This window comes from Pelomonas sp. Root1444 (genome assembly GCF_001426885.1).
Classification (GTDB): domain Bacteria; phylum Pseudomonadota; class Gammaproteobacteria; order Burkholderiales; family Burkholderiaceae_C; genus Pelomonas.
On record NZ_LMFP01000026.1, the window covers coordinates 24,451 to 37,929 of the forward strand.

Annotated in this window: 12 protein-coding genes and 1 pseudogene; 3 read left to right on the forward strand and 10 right to left on the reverse strand. The window is 65.0% G+C overall.

Annotation, left to right across the window (positions count from 1 at the left end; genetic code table 11):
• The 8 genes and pseudogenes from ASD35_RS27650 to ASD35_RS16615 form a co-directional block, all read right to left on the reverse strand.
• A complete protein-coding gene (locus ASD35_RS27650) occupies positions 1 to 843 on the reverse strand; it encodes an alpha-1,2-fucosyltransferase (protein WP_162254478.1) in 843 nt (280 codons plus the stop codon).
• 23 nt (positions 844 to 866) lie between these two features.
• On the reverse strand, positions 867 to 1,838 hold the full coding sequence (locus ASD35_RS27655) for a hypothetical protein (RefSeq protein WP_056876073.1): 972 nt from the start codon (positions 1,836 to 1,838) through the stop codon (positions 867 to 869).
• A gap of 21 nt (positions 1,839 to 1,859) precedes the next feature.
• Positions 1,860 to 2,426 (reverse strand): DapH/DapD/GlmU-related protein, encoded by a 567-nt coding sequence (locus ASD35_RS28135; RefSeq protein ID WP_056876074.1) that lies wholly within the window; start codon positions 2,424 to 2,426, stop codon positions 1,860 to 1,862.
• Positions 2,423 to 3,781, reverse strand: a complete 1,359-nt coding sequence (locus ASD35_RS16595) for a hypothetical protein (protein ID WP_235538375.1) — start codon at positions 3,779 to 3,781, stop codon at positions 2,423 to 2,425. The genes ASD35_RS28135 and ASD35_RS16595 overlap by 4 nt, the downstream gene beginning before the upstream one ends.
• 5 nt (positions 3,782 to 3,786) lie before the next feature.
• Positions 3,787 to 5,103: a class I SAM-dependent methyltransferase gene (locus tag ASD35_RS16600; protein ID WP_056876076.1), complete on the reverse strand. Its 1,317-nt coding sequence runs from the start codon at positions 5,101 to 5,103 to the stop codon at positions 3,787 to 3,789.
• A 281-nt stretch (positions 5,104 to 5,384) separates the two neighbouring features.
• Positions 5,385 to 5,621: pseudogene (locus ASD35_RS28595) on the reverse strand (GDP-mannose 4,6-dehydratase); the annotation flags it as partial.
• Between the two features lie 56 nt (positions 5,622 to 5,677).
• A complete protein-coding gene (locus tag ASD35_RS16610; RefSeq protein WP_235538376.1) occupies positions 5,678 to 6,853 on the reverse strand; it encodes a Wzz/FepE/Etk N-terminal domain-containing protein in 1,176 nt (391 codons plus the stop codon).
• Positions 6,854 to 6,908: 55 nt separating this feature from the next.
• Positions 6,909 to 8,780 carry an SLBB domain-containing protein gene (locus ASD35_RS16615; RefSeq protein ID WP_082580224.1) on the reverse strand — a complete coding sequence of 624 codons (1,872 nt, stop codon included), beginning with the start codon at positions 8,778 to 8,780 and terminating at the stop codon, positions 6,909 to 6,911.
• 113 nt (positions 8,781 to 8,893) lie between these two features.
• On the opposite strand from ASD35_RS16615, the gene ASD35_RS16620 reads away from it, so the two are divergent.
• Entirely contained in the window at positions 8,894 to 9,985 is a 1,092-nt protein-coding gene (locus tag ASD35_RS16620) for a glycosyltransferase (RefSeq protein WP_056876078.1), read from the forward strand.
• A gap of 38 nt (positions 9,986 to 10,023) precedes the next feature.
• Positions 10,024 to 11,493, forward strand: coding sequence for a DEAD/DEAH box helicase (locus ASD35_RS16625; protein ID WP_082580225.1), 1,470 nt, complete (start codon positions 10,024 to 10,026; stop codon positions 11,491 to 11,493).
• Here the strand turns inward: ASD35_RS16625 and ASD35_RS16630 are convergent.
• Positions 11,490 to 12,251: an SAM-dependent methyltransferase gene (locus tag ASD35_RS16630; RefSeq protein ID WP_056876079.1), complete on the reverse strand. Its 762-nt coding sequence runs from the start codon at positions 12,249 to 12,251 to the stop codon at positions 11,490 to 11,492. The genes ASD35_RS16625 and ASD35_RS16630 overlap by 4 nt on opposite strands.
• Positions 12,248 to 12,823: a Maf family nucleotide pyrophosphatase gene (locus ASD35_RS16635; protein WP_056876080.1), complete on the reverse strand. Its 576-nt coding sequence runs from the start codon at positions 12,821 to 12,823 to the stop codon at positions 12,248 to 12,250. The genes ASD35_RS16630 and ASD35_RS16635 overlap by 4 nt, the downstream gene beginning before the upstream one ends.
• A gap of 32 nt (positions 12,824 to 12,855) precedes the next feature.
• Between ASD35_RS16635 and ASD35_RS16640 the strand changes: the two genes are divergently transcribed.
• A complete protein-coding gene (locus ASD35_RS16640; protein WP_056876081.1) occupies positions 12,856 to 13,419 on the forward strand; it encodes a DUF177 domain-containing protein in 564 nt (187 codons plus the stop codon).
• Positions 13,420 to 13,479: the final 60 nt, after the last annotated feature.

Genomic DNA, 13,479 nt, shown 5'->3' on the forward strand with positions numbered 1-13,479 from the left:
CTATTCGGACGCGCAAGCGATTTGCCGCTCATTCGGAAGGAAGAAGTCGCGGGGGGCGTCTGTCGTGAACATGGGAGGCGACCACGTCGGAGCGGCAGGGTCTCCGAAGGCCGCCGCCCACCACGCGAAGGTACTGTTGCCAATTATTCGTCCCGGCGCACTACGCAGCGTATCAAAGTCCTCCAGAGCATTCGCCCCGCGCTCAAGCATTCGGAAGGTAGCGCCAGGGCACTGGCCCTGGACGGCGTTGCATACCTTTGCCGCGTACGTCGCGTCATCGGTGATCACCGCGAAGCGTGTGAAGCCCCGTGCCATTGATTGCCTCACTGCGTCAACGTAGAAGGGCGCATTGACCACCTGGAAACGAGGGAGCTCCAGGAAGTCGCCTCCTCGAATGTGAACGGCGATCTCACCCACCAATAGGCGCTCGGCGGCTCGGGCGGCGATCGGCCGAACTTGCATCGCGCTTATTGCCCTTGCAAACGTCTCCTGCGTCCAGCCGTGTTGAAAGTAGCCGTCGGCGAAGAAGGGCAACCGCGAACGGGTTGCTTTGTTGCTCTGCCAGAACGTCTTATCGTTGACTCCCAGACCCGGTAGCAACCGGCCCGCGCGCGCGGATACCGATAGCCAGCGACGGATGCGCAGTTCCGTAGTCGATGCTACGTGAAGCCATTGGTTGTCCATCAACAGCTTGATCGAGTCCGGGTCTCGTGGCGAGTCGTACCTCTGTAGAGCGTCGGTGAACACTGTGACGGGCGTCTGTCTGCATTGTGAGAGCAGAGCCACCGCAGCAAGTTGATACAGCTGATTTCCAAGGCCACCGGACAGGCGCAGATAGATCATGGCAGGTAGAGGCGGTAGTGCCGTCAAGGACGAATGGCAAGCGAGACAGGCATGCGCCTGGCCGCTTCGATGACCCACGCGATCGCCAACTGCGTGGCGATCAGCGCGATCAGCGGCGTCGCCTGCCAACCGACCGTGGCTGCAGCTGCTCCGGTAATAGCTATCGCCATTGCCGCTATGCCCAATGCACGTTGCTGACCGCTTCCAGCGCGGCTGATGAAGGCCGCGCGCGTCGACGTGTTGATCAGGCTGAGCATCGAATTTAGTGCCACGAGCAACAGGGCGACATGGTTGGCGCTCAGGTGGGCCACCATCTCGCGCAGGCGCGTCGATGCCGCCGCCAGCGCCGCCAGCGCCATGACAGAGGCCAGTAGCCAGCCGGCGACCAGCCTTGGGCGCGAGCTCGTGGAAACCGACGTGGCTTGATCCGCCCCGTACGGGATTGTCTGCAGGTACCACCACTGGACCAGCGATGGCAGCACCGTGCTGGCCAAGATGAAACCAGCCGCCGTCTGCGGCACACGGGTCGCTGCGAGCGAGTAAGTCAGATACAAGAGCAGGCTGGTGACGCCGGGAATGATCCCGATCACGACAGCGGCACGCATCGACACGACGGCTTGCGTCACCAGCCGGTAGTATCGTAGCGACACCCGATAGGACAGCCCGGTATTCATCGCAAGCAGCACGACCACGACTGAGATGAGGGGCACCGGAAAGCGTTGCACTGACAAGCCATAGATTGTCACGGCGCAGGCCATGGCCTGGACGGACAGTAGCAGTCCGATCTGCAATCGCCCTGCATGGGCTTGTCCTCGCGACTCGGTCGCCGCGATGCATTCGTTCATCAGCAACTGGAACGGGACGCATGCGCCCGTGGCGAGCAGCACGAGGATCACGACAGGCGAGTTCGCCACCCCGAATCCTTGTGCGACAAGGATGCCCAGCGGATTCACGATCCACGACGACAGCAGGGTGAGCAGGAAACGCCTGAGCATGATCGAGCGTGCGTATACCGTTCAGCGCAGCGGTTCAAAGACCAGCGTTGACGCACCGCGTCGCACCAGGGTCTCAGGTGGCACGTCGCGATCTACGGTGACGCCGGCCGCTATGACGGATCCGCGCCCAATCGTGACCTGACCGACCATGGTCACGCCAGCACCGATCCAGACGTCATCCTCAACGACGATGAGCTTCTCTCCGCCACCGCCGGAGAATCGCGGCTGCACGCCTTTGCCGAAGCGGTGACCACCTGCGACGATGGAGCAGCCAGGCGCGATCAGCACCCGATCGCCGATGCGCACATTGCCGACGACCGCGGTCAACGCGTTGACCTGCGAGTACGCGCCGATGTCCACGCCATCCTGGCCCGCGTTGATGTACACGTGCGCACCGATCTCCGCGAAGCGCCCGATGCGCGTTTCACCGGAAAGCGTCGCGAGCGGATGGCGGAAGTACAGCGCTCGTCGTCCCTTGCTCAGCGCCCGGAAAGGAATCAGCAGGGCCGCCGGCCACAGGCGGGCCAGCGTCTTGAGAGCGTTCGCGGGCCGCGGCTTTGCCGCTTCTGCTTCAGGGGCTGCGCTCATCGTGAGCCTCGGGAAGAAGTGGATTCAAAAAGATGAGCGTTGTCGGCAGGCACCGTCTTGTCGGAGTCGTCGCCGCTGGACACGATGTACGGCACCTGTCCCTCATACGCCGTCGGCTGGACGTCGCAGCCCGTCTCCCGGTACTTCGCGTGTTTGCACCACACCGTCGGCCGCAAAGGGTGATCCGAAATCACGATCAGCCGAAAGCCGGCGCCGAAGCGCTCATGGCCCTGCCGCCACATCTGCGCCGCGATCTGCCCCGCGAGCTGCAGGTTGTCCGCGTAGTCGGCCGCGAGTCCGGCACTGGGCAGATGGCCCGGCGGATGAGGGAAGGGAAGATGTGCATACAGCGTCCCCCCCCCGCTCTGCCAAAACGGCGATTGCATCGCCGCGTCGCGCACTCGCTCACGAAAGGCTTTCCAATCGTCCGCCGCGAACCAGTCGCAATCGCTGGCCTTTCGCCCGGGCAGCAAGCGCCCAAAGCTGCACAGCAGGCTGCTGACGGGCGGCCTACTCGGCGGCGCGAAACGGGCGCATGAGGCCTGGCCGCTCGCGGCGCAGTACGGGTGATGGAAGCCGACGATGTGCACGCCATCCGACGGATCAAAGCGCAGACGCGAGAAGTCAAACGTGCCCGTGCGATCGCACACCGCCGTCGGTGTGCATACGCGCGCTTGCGGCACGTGCGGGCCGCCGAACATCTCCGGAATCACCGTGATCGTCGAAGCACCGACCGTCCTGATCCGATGCGTGCGCGGCGCACCGCCAGCTTGCGTGATCGCAGCCGCGATCTGCTCGCCCGCCTCGGCATTGAGCTCGTCCAGCAGCAGCACGACCGTCGCGCCCTGCGCAGACGTACCCGTCGGCACGCGCACGTAAACCGGATCCATCGCCCGCACGGCCAGCATCGGAAAGGTCACGAACAGCAGGCCGCCAACGACCAGCGCCGCCTGCATGCGCCGCCAGTGCGCCGACGACAACTTGGCCGCCGCCAGCCAGGCCAGCAGCAGCGTGCCGAGTGCGAGTCCGATCTTGTGAACGGCGCCCAGCTCAACGGGAAAAAGCGGCAGCGCCCGGATCGCGGGTTGGAAGACGTAGACCGCCGCGGCGACCGTCAGCACGCGCAGCGCGGCTTCGGCCAGCCAAGCGGGTAGCAGCAACGCCAGCGGCACCAGGGCTAGCAGCACGACGCCGAACAACGCGACCACGGCCAGACAAATGCCGCCCGGCGACTGATCGCCGTGATATAGGCTGCTCAAGACCCAGTCCGCGCGAGACAGCAGCATCAGCAACGCCACGATCATTGCGTGCGCGACCCAATGGCCCAGACGACGCGGGCTTGCCGCAACGCTCATCCCGCTCACAGCTTCTCCAGCAACGCCAGCCGGCGCGACGATCCTTCCAGCGCGATTTCCTCGACGGTGCGGAAGCGCTCTTCGAAGGCATGACGCTGGGCCTCGAGTGTGAAGCCCGCGCCGTCGGCGCGATCGCGGTTGGTCAGCAGCTCCTGGACCATCGGATCCTGGGGCTCGAGATACTCGACGATCAGATGACGACGCGTGGACGCTGCCATTAGCGCGGCCACCTCGCTCATCGGAATGCTGCGCCCGATCGCTAAATGGTGGATCAAGGCCAGCGCCATCGTGACGTCCGCCTGCGCGCCCAGCCGTTGAACGAGGCCGCGATACTCGCGCCCCATCCAACCCCGACCGGTCGGCAGATCGTCCAAGCCCGTGCAGACCGTGTAGATCGGCGTGGCGGCCGTGATACGCGTGCGCAGATGCTCGATCGCCGGCATGTCCGCGTCCACCGCGATCACGCCCGCGCTCGCGACGTCCGCGGCGATAAGCGAGTACTCACCCTGGTTGCAGCCCAGATCCGCGACCCAACTCGGCGACACGCCGGACAGCCAGCGAGCAACGATCGCGCGCTTGCGCGCAAGATCGACCGCGGGATAGTGGCTGCGCGTCTGCTCGTACGCGGCCCACATCGAAGCCCGCGGCGCGCGATGCAATCCCGCGAGCTGCCAACGCAGAAAATCGATCAGCCCCTTGTGCAGCGGCTTCAGCAGCGTGGCCTTTGACGCTGCCGGCTCCGAAGATGCAGCGGCATTGCCACCCGACGACTGCATCAGCGCGATGCTGATCCGCGAGGTCCAGCGCTTGGTCCCCAGCAGCGCGCGCGCCGACTCCGGCGACAGTCCGTCAAGGCCGGCCTTGAACACGTCCGACGGTTCTATGCCTCGGTGGCATGACGCTGCCAGTGGAAACACGAAGTGACGAAGGAACTGGCCGTAGGCCCACCACTGTCGACGCTCAATCGGCTGCACCGAGAAGTGGTCGCAAAACTCCGCCCGCTCGCGCTCGAACAACACATTGAGCGCCGAGGCATCCTTCAGCTCTAGGCCTTCTGCCAGTGCTGTCTCCGCGACGTCCAGCGTCGTGCTTGCTGCCTGCAGAAACTGCCCGTGCGTCCATTCCCAAGGGTAGGTCGTGAACCCCACCTTACGTGCCCGGATCAGTTGGCGCCCCTCGAATGCGAACGGCGTCAACAGACCGCGCTTCACCAGTTCCGCCGCGGACGGCGAATCAAGGAAGTGCGGTGAAGGCAGTGGCGAGTAGGCGTGCCTGAGCACACTGTCGGCCGTCACCTCGACCCGTCCGATCGGATCCCTCATTTTTTCTTGCGCAGTCGGGAGATCAGGGCTTTGATCGCGACGAGCGGATTCTTCACGAACACGATGATCGCGCCTACCAGGGCAACTAATCCTTGCACCAGTAGCATCCCGGCGCCCGGGTCGACGTAGGCGTGCGCGGACAAGGGCAACAATGCCAGCAGCAGGGCGATGCGAAGGCTGCACGGATTCTTCATAGCGTGTGCCGAATCACTCATGGTGATCGTAGGCGCGGAACCGGCGGCCTTGACGAGGCTGTCGTGGCGCGCAGCGGTGTAGTCGGCCTCGACCATCTCGGCCACGAGCTTGCAGTCGGTCAGGTCGGCGTAGTGCAGCTTGAAGCGCTGGTTGTCGACGTGCGGGTCTTGATAGAGGTGGTCGACGCGATCGGTGTTGAACAGCCTGCTGCGGCGCTTGATGCCGTGCACCTCGTAGCCCTTGGACATAAGCAACTCGGCGAGATAGGAACCGGCTTGGCCCGTTACGCCCGTGATGGGAGGCGACTTTGCGTTGTGACATATGTGTTCTGTAATGCGCTGCGCAAATGGCAGCTGCTCGACAAGGGCGTCTTGTAAGCTTAGCGACGCAGGGCCAGACGGAATCTGGAATAACGCTCGGCGTTGCGTGGGTCTGTTGTGGTCCGACGCCAGAGATGGCGAGTGAGAATGGCAATCACGAACAGTACGAAAGTTCCGGCGCCAATGCTGGCCGCAATCGCCAGCCGCCTGGGTTTACTTTTCAGTTCTGGCGGCGTGGCTATGTCAACGACTTGGAGTAGAGCGCCTTCACGGCTCTCGTCCACACGCGCGATCTCATACTGGCGGGCGAATTGTTCAAAGAGCGCTTCCTGATACTTGAACTCGCGGTAGCGTCCAATGTAGTTGGCGTCATTTGTACTGCTGGAACTGGACTCCAGACGTTGCACTTGCGCGCGCAAAGCGCCGACTTTGGCGGACTGTGTTTGCAGCTCCGGAGAACCTTCAGCCATAACGTGACTCAGTGTCCGCAATTTGACTTCTGCAGCGGTCAGCTCTGCGCGCAGCAGGGCAAACGTTTCTGCGGCGGCCTTTGGTTCGGCCTTCAGCGCGCCCTCGGTAAAGCCGCTTCGCTGCAGAGCGAGTTGAGCCTCTGTCAGTTTGACTTTGGCGCGTTGCAATTCGCCTTCAAAGAAGACCCGGCGTTGCTGAGCTTCTGTCAATGCGAGATCGCTGGATAGGCGACGCAGCTCGGCGACGAACTGATTGGCAATATCTGCCGCCATTTGCGGCGAACCGGAATCGACCTCGATTGCGATCAATCCGTCTTTCTTGCCCAGACTGATGCGGACGTCTTGTTCCAGTCGCTTTCGCGCGCTGGCACGGTACTCGGTCTTGTACTCGTCCATGAGCTTGAAGCGGTCGATAATGCGATCCCCGACATTCACGCTGCTCAACAGAGCGAGGTACTGATCGCCAGGCGTCTTGATCGCACCAGCCGCCCCGCCCGCAATACCGGCCAGCGAGCCCAGAGATGCCAGGGCGGATGCTGTTGCGCTCTGCTGCTGCTGCGGAGGCAGGAACACGGTACGGGCCGTGAAGGTCGGACTGATAAGGAAGGTACAACCTAGTGCTGCAGCGCCCGTAATGACTGGAGTCAGGATGAGTTTGCGCCAGTGCAAGGCCAGCGCAGTGCCGATCTCCAACATGTCGGGCCCTTCGAATTCGCCCGGATAGCTGTGATCACCTGATGGCGGTTCGGAGATCGGGAGAGGCATGCTGCTATTGGGGTTGCTGGTGCTGCTTGTGGTCAAAGATCACTCCCGCTCGCAATCAGTTCTTGATAGTCTTCAATGCCGCGGCACCCAGGCCGAACTGATACAGAATTTGCGTCCAATCCTTTGCCTCCTGCAGGAAGCTCGTCTTGTCTATCTCTTCAGGAACGAAGATCGTGTCGCCTGGCAGGGCTGGGATATTGGTCATAGCGGATCCGATACTCAACCAGCCGGTGTTGTTCCGCCGCGCGCTGGCCACCGAACCGTTGGCTCGAATGACGAAGATGCTGCCGGTGTCGGCACCACGGGTGGCGCCACCGGCCAGTTGTAGCATGTCGTCGATGGAGTTACCGGATTTCAGCAGGTAGCTACCGCCGTTGAAGACACTGCCAAACACGCCGACCGTGGTCGGGCGTGGAGGGATATACAGGCGATCACCATCTTCAACGGCCAAGGTTGGCAGCCCCTGAGTGTCGGTCGTGAGGTCGAGCACGATGCGCCCACTAGGGCGCACGGCACGCAGGCGTTCGATGAGCCGGCTGGTGCTAGCCTGCTTTTGCGATGCAGCCTGCGCCTCGTCGGCCGTGTTGACCTTCTGTGTCGACGTGTTGCGCGTGAAGTCGGTTTCAAGGTCCCGGAGCGCGCGGTCGTACTGCACCTCCTGCACCTTGCGCACGCTTTCGCGTGAAAAGTCAGTGCCGAACACATAGGCCTGCGGCGTAAATCCGCCCGCTGCCTTAACGGCGTCCATCAGCGTGCTCGTTGGGGGCAGCACATAGTCGCCGGGACGGGCCACCTCGCCTTCGATGCGCACGTTCTTGTATTGCTTGGCCTGTGGCAGTGCGGCCGTCACGCTGTTGAAAGCGCGCAGTACATCGCCATTGGCGACTTTCAAGTTGCCCTCGCGCGGCAGTGCAAGTTCGGTCACACGACGGTCGTTGCGATCGCTGAGCCGCTCGATAGCAATGCGGCTGGCATCCGCCACGGTAGAAAGGCCGGCCACATAAGCGACCGCATCATTGACTGTATCGCTCGGCTTTAATTCCACCACTGCCGGCTTGTTCACGCTGCCTATCAGGGCGATTTGCGGGCCGATGGGGCCCACGTGAAGGACGTCATCGGCCTGCAACGGCAGGTCGCCTTTCTTGTCGCCGCGCACCAGCAGATCGTAGAGGTCGAAGCGGCCGATGGTCTGGCCATTGCGGCGCAGTTCGATGTTGCGGAAACTACCGGCGGCGGAGGGGCCGCCAGATTGAACCAAGCCGGTCATCACAGTGGCCAAGCTGCTCACGCTGTAGGCGCCGGGCTTCGTCGCAAAGCCCGTCACGTAGTAGCGGATGCTGCGAAGCCGTCCGAGCATGGCGCTGAGCTGGAAGTTCTTGAATACCTGGCCGACGCGGCGCGTTAGCAGATCGTTCAGATCGGCGTGGCGCACGCCGGCGACCACCACCGGCCCGACACGCGGGATGACGATGCGGCCGGCGCGGTCCACCGTCAGTCGCAGATCGGCATCGACAGAGCCCCACAGCGTGAGTTGGATCTCATCACCCAAGCCCACCAGGTAGTCCGCCGGCACCTGCCGATTCGCTTCCTGCGCGGCCAGGCTGCGCGACGGCAGCATCAGGTCACTGCCCAGGCGCTGGATGGTCGTGCCGGCCAGCTGACTGGCATAAGCCTCGAATTCGCTGAGGATAGGCTTGGCCGGTGCGAAAGACGAGGGGCGAACCGGCGTTTCTTCAGGCAGGGGAGGGCGCGCCTGCTCGTCAGTCGTCTGAAGAGGGCGTGCGGGGCTGCCCAGACGAACAGGTCCTTGCACGGCGCTCGTGCTGTCGGAATCAGCGGTGTCTGTTGCTGCAAAAGTCGCGGCGTTGCCCCCCAGCAGCGCGGTGGCCACGAAGCCTGAGATCAGGCGTAAGCGCAAGTCGTTCATTCGTAGGTGTCCGTGTCAGGCAGCCGGTGGGGCTGCCTTGGGCAAAATGGTCGCGGATTCTAGTGGGCGTGCGTGAACGAACCTGGCGGCGCGCGCTCATTAAACTTCCGCCGATGCTCTATCTCCTTGTGTCCTTCTTTGTCGCTGCGGTGGTGACCCTGCTGGTCGTTCACTCGTCCCGCAGCCACGCGCATCTGTCTGCGGATGCGGATCTTTCCGGCCCCCAGAAGTTCCACGCCAAGCCTGTTCCGCGCGTCGGCGGCGTGGGCATGTTCACCGGTCTTCTGTGTTGCATGTTGGTGGCCGTTCTGACGAACCGACCTGACTGGCGGTTCGGCGTTTTGCTACTGGTCTGTGGCCTTCCAGCCTTCCTGGCGGGGCTGGTCGAGGACCTGACCAAGCGGGTCTCTCCCGCAAAACGCCTGCTGGCCACGGCCGTGTCGGCAGCGCTGGGCATCTGGCTGCTGGACGCGACGATCACCAAGACTGATGTTCCGGGGCTGGACCTGCTGGTCTCAACCGCGCTGGGCGCCTGGATCGCCACCGTGTTCACGGTGGCCGGCGTCGCCAACTCCGTCAACATCATCGACGGCTTCAACGGGCTGTCGTCCATGTGCGTCAGCCTGATGCTGCTGGTATTCGCCTATGTCGCCTACCAGGTCGGCGACATCCCGCTGGCGCTCTGGGCGCTGGCGGGTGTCGGCGCGGCGCTGGGCTTTTTCGTCTGGAACTTCCCCGCTGGCTTGATCTTCCTCGGCGACGGTGGCGCCTACTTCCTTGGCTTCTACCTGGCCGAGATCGGCATCCTCCTTATCGCCCGCAACGCCGAGGTGTCGCCGCTGTTCCCGTTGATGGTCTGCATCTATCCGGTGTTCGAAACCATCTTCTCCATCTACCGCCGCAAGATCGTCCGCGACGTGCCGCCGGGGCTGCCTGACGGCATCCACCTGCATTCGTTGATCTACCGCCGCCTGATGCGCTGGGCCATTGGCGCTCGCGACGCGCGCGCCATGACACGTCGGAATTCCATGACGGCGCCCTACCTGTGGATGCTGTGCGTGTCCTCCCTCGTCCCGGCCCTGATGTTTTGGGATTCCACGCCGCTGATCGGCGCTTGCATGCTGTTGTTCGCGCTGACGTACATCGCGCTTTACCGCCGCATCGTGCGCTTCAAGACGCCAAAGTGGCTGGTTGTGACGCGCTGAAACGCTCGGAAAGGGCAGGGCGGCGATAATCGGCGGCTATGAGTGAAAACGCGTCCCTCCCCGTCGTGCCTGCCACTGCGGACGCCGAACCGGCCCCTCCGGCCCGTTTCGACACCCTTCCCCTTGATCCCAAGCTCCTGCGTGCGGTGGCCGATTCGGGCTACCTGACGATGACGCCCATCCAGGCCAAGGCGATCCCTATCGTCCTGGAAGGCCGTGACGTGATGGGCGCTGCCCAAACCGGCACCGGCAAGACGGCCGCCTTCTCGATCCCGCTGCTGCAGCGCATGCTCAAGCACGAGAACCCGAGCGTGTCGCCCGCCCGCCACCCCGTGCGCGCGCTGGTGCTGGCGCCGACGCGCGAGCTGGCCGACCAGGTGGCCGAGAACGTCAAGAAGTACGCCAAGCACACGAACCTGCGCTCGGTCGTCGTCTTCGGTGGCATCGACATGAAGCCGCAGACGGCCGCGTTGAAGGCTGGCGTCGAGGTGCTGATCGCCACGCCTGGCCGGCTGCTCGACCACATCGAGGCCAAGAACTGCGTGCTCAATCAGGTCGAGTACGTCGTCCTCGACGAGGCGGACCGCATGCTGGACATCGGCTTCCTGCCGGACCTGCAGCGCATCCTGAGCTACCTGCCCAAGGCGCGCCAGACGCTGTTGTTCTCGGCGACTTTCTCGCCCGAGATCAAGCGGCTGGCGCAGAGCTATCTGCAGGACCCGATCCTCGTCGAGACGGCGCGGCCCAACCAGACGGCGTCGACGGTCGAGCAGCGCTTCATCGCCGTCAGCGATGACGACAAGCGCGCGGTGGTCAAGCAGATCCTGAAGGAGCGTGCCATCTCCCAGGCCATCGTCTTCGTCAACTCCAAGCTGGGCGCGGCGCGCCTGGCGCGAACGTTCGAGCGCGACGGCCTGCGCACCGCCGCGCTGCACGGGGACAAATCGCAGGACGAGCGCCTGAAGTCGCTGGATGCCTTCAAGCGCGGCGAGGTGGACCTGCTGGTAGCCACCGACGTGGCGGCGCGTGGCCTGGACATCGCCGATCTACCGGCGGTCTTCAACTTCGACGTGCCATTCAACGCGGAAGACTACGTCCACCGCATCGGCCGTACCGGCCGCGCCGGCGCCTCGGGGTTGGCGGTGACTTTGGTCGCCAAGTCGGATGCGCGTCTGGTGGCGGACATCGAGAAGCTGATCAAGCGCAAGATCGACCTGGATCCCTTCGAGCTGCAGGACGCGCGCCCGCCGCGCTTCGAGCGCCGTCGCGACGAAGAGGAGGCGGCTCCCGCCCGGCCTGCGGCCCGGCCCGCCGTGCGTCCGCCGTCGCCGTCCCGCGACCCGTTCTTCGACAAGCCCTACGAAGCCAGCCACGTCGGCGACGAGCCGCCGGCCTGGGAGAAGACCAAGGCCGCCGCGCCGGTCAAGGGACTGTCCAGCTACATCAAGCCCAAGAAGCAGGTCGCGGCGCTGTTCGGCGGCAAGAAGCCGGCGTCTGCCGAGTCCTAAGCCAGCAGCGCGAAGACCGCAGGGATGCGGTCGGGCAGGGTGGTGCGGTTGGCGCGCCAATCGGCCACCGTCGCGGTCTGAGTCCAGCCACCGGGCAGCGTCAGCCCGACGCTGATGGACAGCCTCGTTGCGGGCTTGAGTGCCGCCAGCATCGCCTGGCGCAGCGCCTCGTTGCGATACGGCGTCTCGATCAGCAACTGGGTTTGCTGCTGGCGGGCTGACATCGCCTCCAGCTCGCGGATGCGCGCCGTCCGCGCCGCCGCATCCACCGGCAGATAGCCGACGAAGGCGAAGCTTTGGCCGTTGAGGCCACTGGCCGCCAGCGCCAGCAGCAGCGAACTCGGGCCCGACAGCGGCACCACCTCGACGCCCGCCTCGTGAGCCAGCGCGACGAGCCTCGCGCCCGGGTCGGCCACCGCAGGCAGGCCGGCTTCCGAGATCAGGCCGAGGTCGTGGCCCGCCAGTGCCGGAGCCAGCAGCGCCTGCCAGGCGGCCGAGTCGTCGCCACCGGCACGGCCCCCCTTGGGTGGCCTCGGCAGCTCGGCGATCTGCACGGCCTGCAGCGGCTGGGCCAACGGTGCGATAGCGTCGACGCGCTTCAGCAGCGAGCGCGTGGTCTTCGCGTTTTCGGCGGCCCAGTGCGTCAGCCGCGCTGCTGTTTCGATGACGCGCCGCGGCAGCACCTCGCGCAGGTCTAGCGTGTCGTCGACGCCGAAGTCCAGCGTGTTCGGCATCAGGATCAGGCGACCCGGCTTCATGCCAGCGGCTCCAGGCCGGCGCGTCGCAGTAGCGCGCAGGTGCGGATCAGCGGCAGGCCGATCAGCGCCGTGGGGTCGTCGGATTCAACGGCTTCCAGCAACGCGATACCCAGGCTTTCGACCTTGGCGCTTCCGGCACAGTCATAGGGTTCATCGGCGCGCAAATACGCCTCGATGGCGGCATCGCTCAATGCGCGAAAACGCACCCGCACCTCGGCCCGCTCGATGGCCGCGACGCCGGGCGCCACGATCGCCACGGCGGTCTGGAAAACCACCTCGCGGCCGCTCATGTGCCGCAGCTGCTCGGCTGCGTTCTCGTGCGTGCCGGGCTTGCCAATGGCCTGCCCGTCCAGTTCGGCAACCTGGTCTGAACCGAGGACGACCGCCCCCGGGAAACGTGCAGCGACCGCCCGCGCCTTGGCCAACGCCAGCCGCTCCGCCAGCGCCGCCGGTGCCTCGCCGGGCTGGGCGGTTTCGTCGACTTCGGGCGCCACGGCCTCGAAGGGAATACGCAGACGCGCCAGCAACTCCTGTCGGTAGCGCGAGGTCGAGGCGAGGATCAATGCAGACATCGGGGCATTCTCCCCCGCCTAAACTCTCACCCATGAAATCGCGCGCCTTTGTTCCCGAGAAGCTCGACGTCGCCGCGCTCGCCCACGACGGCGCCAGCCTGCAGGGCGAGTGGCCCGCTGCGTCGCTGGAACGCCTGGCCGATGCCGCCGACCCCGAGGCGCCCGCCAGCGGCTGGCCGGCATTGCGCTGGAGCCTGGATGGTGAGATCCGCCGGCCCAAGGCCGCGGCGCCGCAAACCTGGTTGCACCTGACGGCATCAGCGCACGTCGCGCTGACCTGCCAACGCTGCCTGAAGCCCGTGCAGGAAGACATCGACGTCGACCGCTGGATTCGCTTCGTCGACACCGAGGCTGAAGCCGCCGCGCTCGACGTGGACAGCGACGACGACGTGCTGGCCCTGCCGCGCCACCTCGACGCGCGCGAATTGATCGAGGACGAACTGCTGCTGGCCCTGCCGTTGGTGCCGCGCCACGAGATCTGCCCCGAGCCGCTGCCGGTGCCGGACGCCGCCGAGGAATCCGCACCCGAAGAAGAGGCCGAGCGCCCCAACCCCTTCGCCGCACTCGCGGCGCTGAAGCGCGGCGGCAGCGCCTGACGCCATGGCCGCCATCGCCTTGCCGGACGCCGCCATCGCCGGCCCGGCTTGGCGGGCGGC

What these genes read in the sequence shown, in the direction of transcription:
- ASD35_RS27650 (WP_162254478.1), bottom strand. Translation starts at nt 843, where the DNA reads ATGATCTATCTGCGCCTGTCCGGTGGCCTTGGAAATCAGCTGTATCAA.
- ASD35_RS16615 (WP_082580224.1), bottom strand. Translation starts at nt 8,780, where the DNA reads ATGAACGACTTGCGCTTACGCCTGATCTCAGGCTTCGTGGCCACCGCG.
- ASD35_RS16620 (WP_056876078.1), top strand. Translation starts at nt 8,894, where the DNA reads ATGCTCTATCTCCTTGTGTCCTTCTTTGTCGCTGCGGTGGTGACCCTG.
- ASD35_RS16635 (WP_056876080.1), bottom strand. Translation starts at nt 12,823, where the DNA reads ATGTCTGCATTGATCCTCGCCTCGACCTCGCGCTACCGACAGGAGTTG.
- ASD35_RS16600 (WP_056876076.1), bottom strand. Translation starts at nt 5,103, where the DNA reads ATGAGGGATCCGATCGGACGGGTCGAGGTGACGGCCGACAGTGTGCTC.
- ASD35_RS16595 (WP_235538375.1), bottom strand. Translation starts at nt 3,781, where the DNA reads ATGAGCGTTGCGGCAAGCCCGCGTCGTCTGGGCCATTGGGTCGCGCAC.
- ASD35_RS16625 (WP_082580225.1), top strand. Translation starts at nt 10,024, where the DNA reads ATGAGTGAAAACGCGTCCCTCCCCGTCGTGCCTGCCACTGCGGACGCC.
- ASD35_RS27655 (WP_056876073.1), bottom strand. Translation starts at nt 1,838, where the DNA reads ATGCTCAGGCGTTTCCTGCTCACCCTGCTGTCGTCGTGGATCGTGAAT.
- ASD35_RS28135 (WP_056876074.1), bottom strand. Translation starts at nt 2,426, where the DNA reads ATGAGCGCAGCCCCTGAAGCAGAAGCGGCAAAGCCGCGGCCCGCGAAC.
- ASD35_RS16640 (WP_056876081.1), top strand. Translation starts at nt 12,856, where the DNA reads ATGAAATCGCGCGCCTTTGTTCCCGAGAAGCTCGACGTCGCCGCGCTC.
- ASD35_RS16610 (WP_235538376.1), bottom strand. Translation starts at nt 6,853, where the DNA reads ATGCCTCTCCCGATCTCCGAACCGCCATCAGGTGATCACAGCTATCCG.
- ASD35_RS16630 (WP_056876079.1), bottom strand. Translation starts at nt 12,251, where the DNA reads ATGAAGCCGGGTCGCCTGATCCTGATGCCGAACACGCTGGACTTCGGC.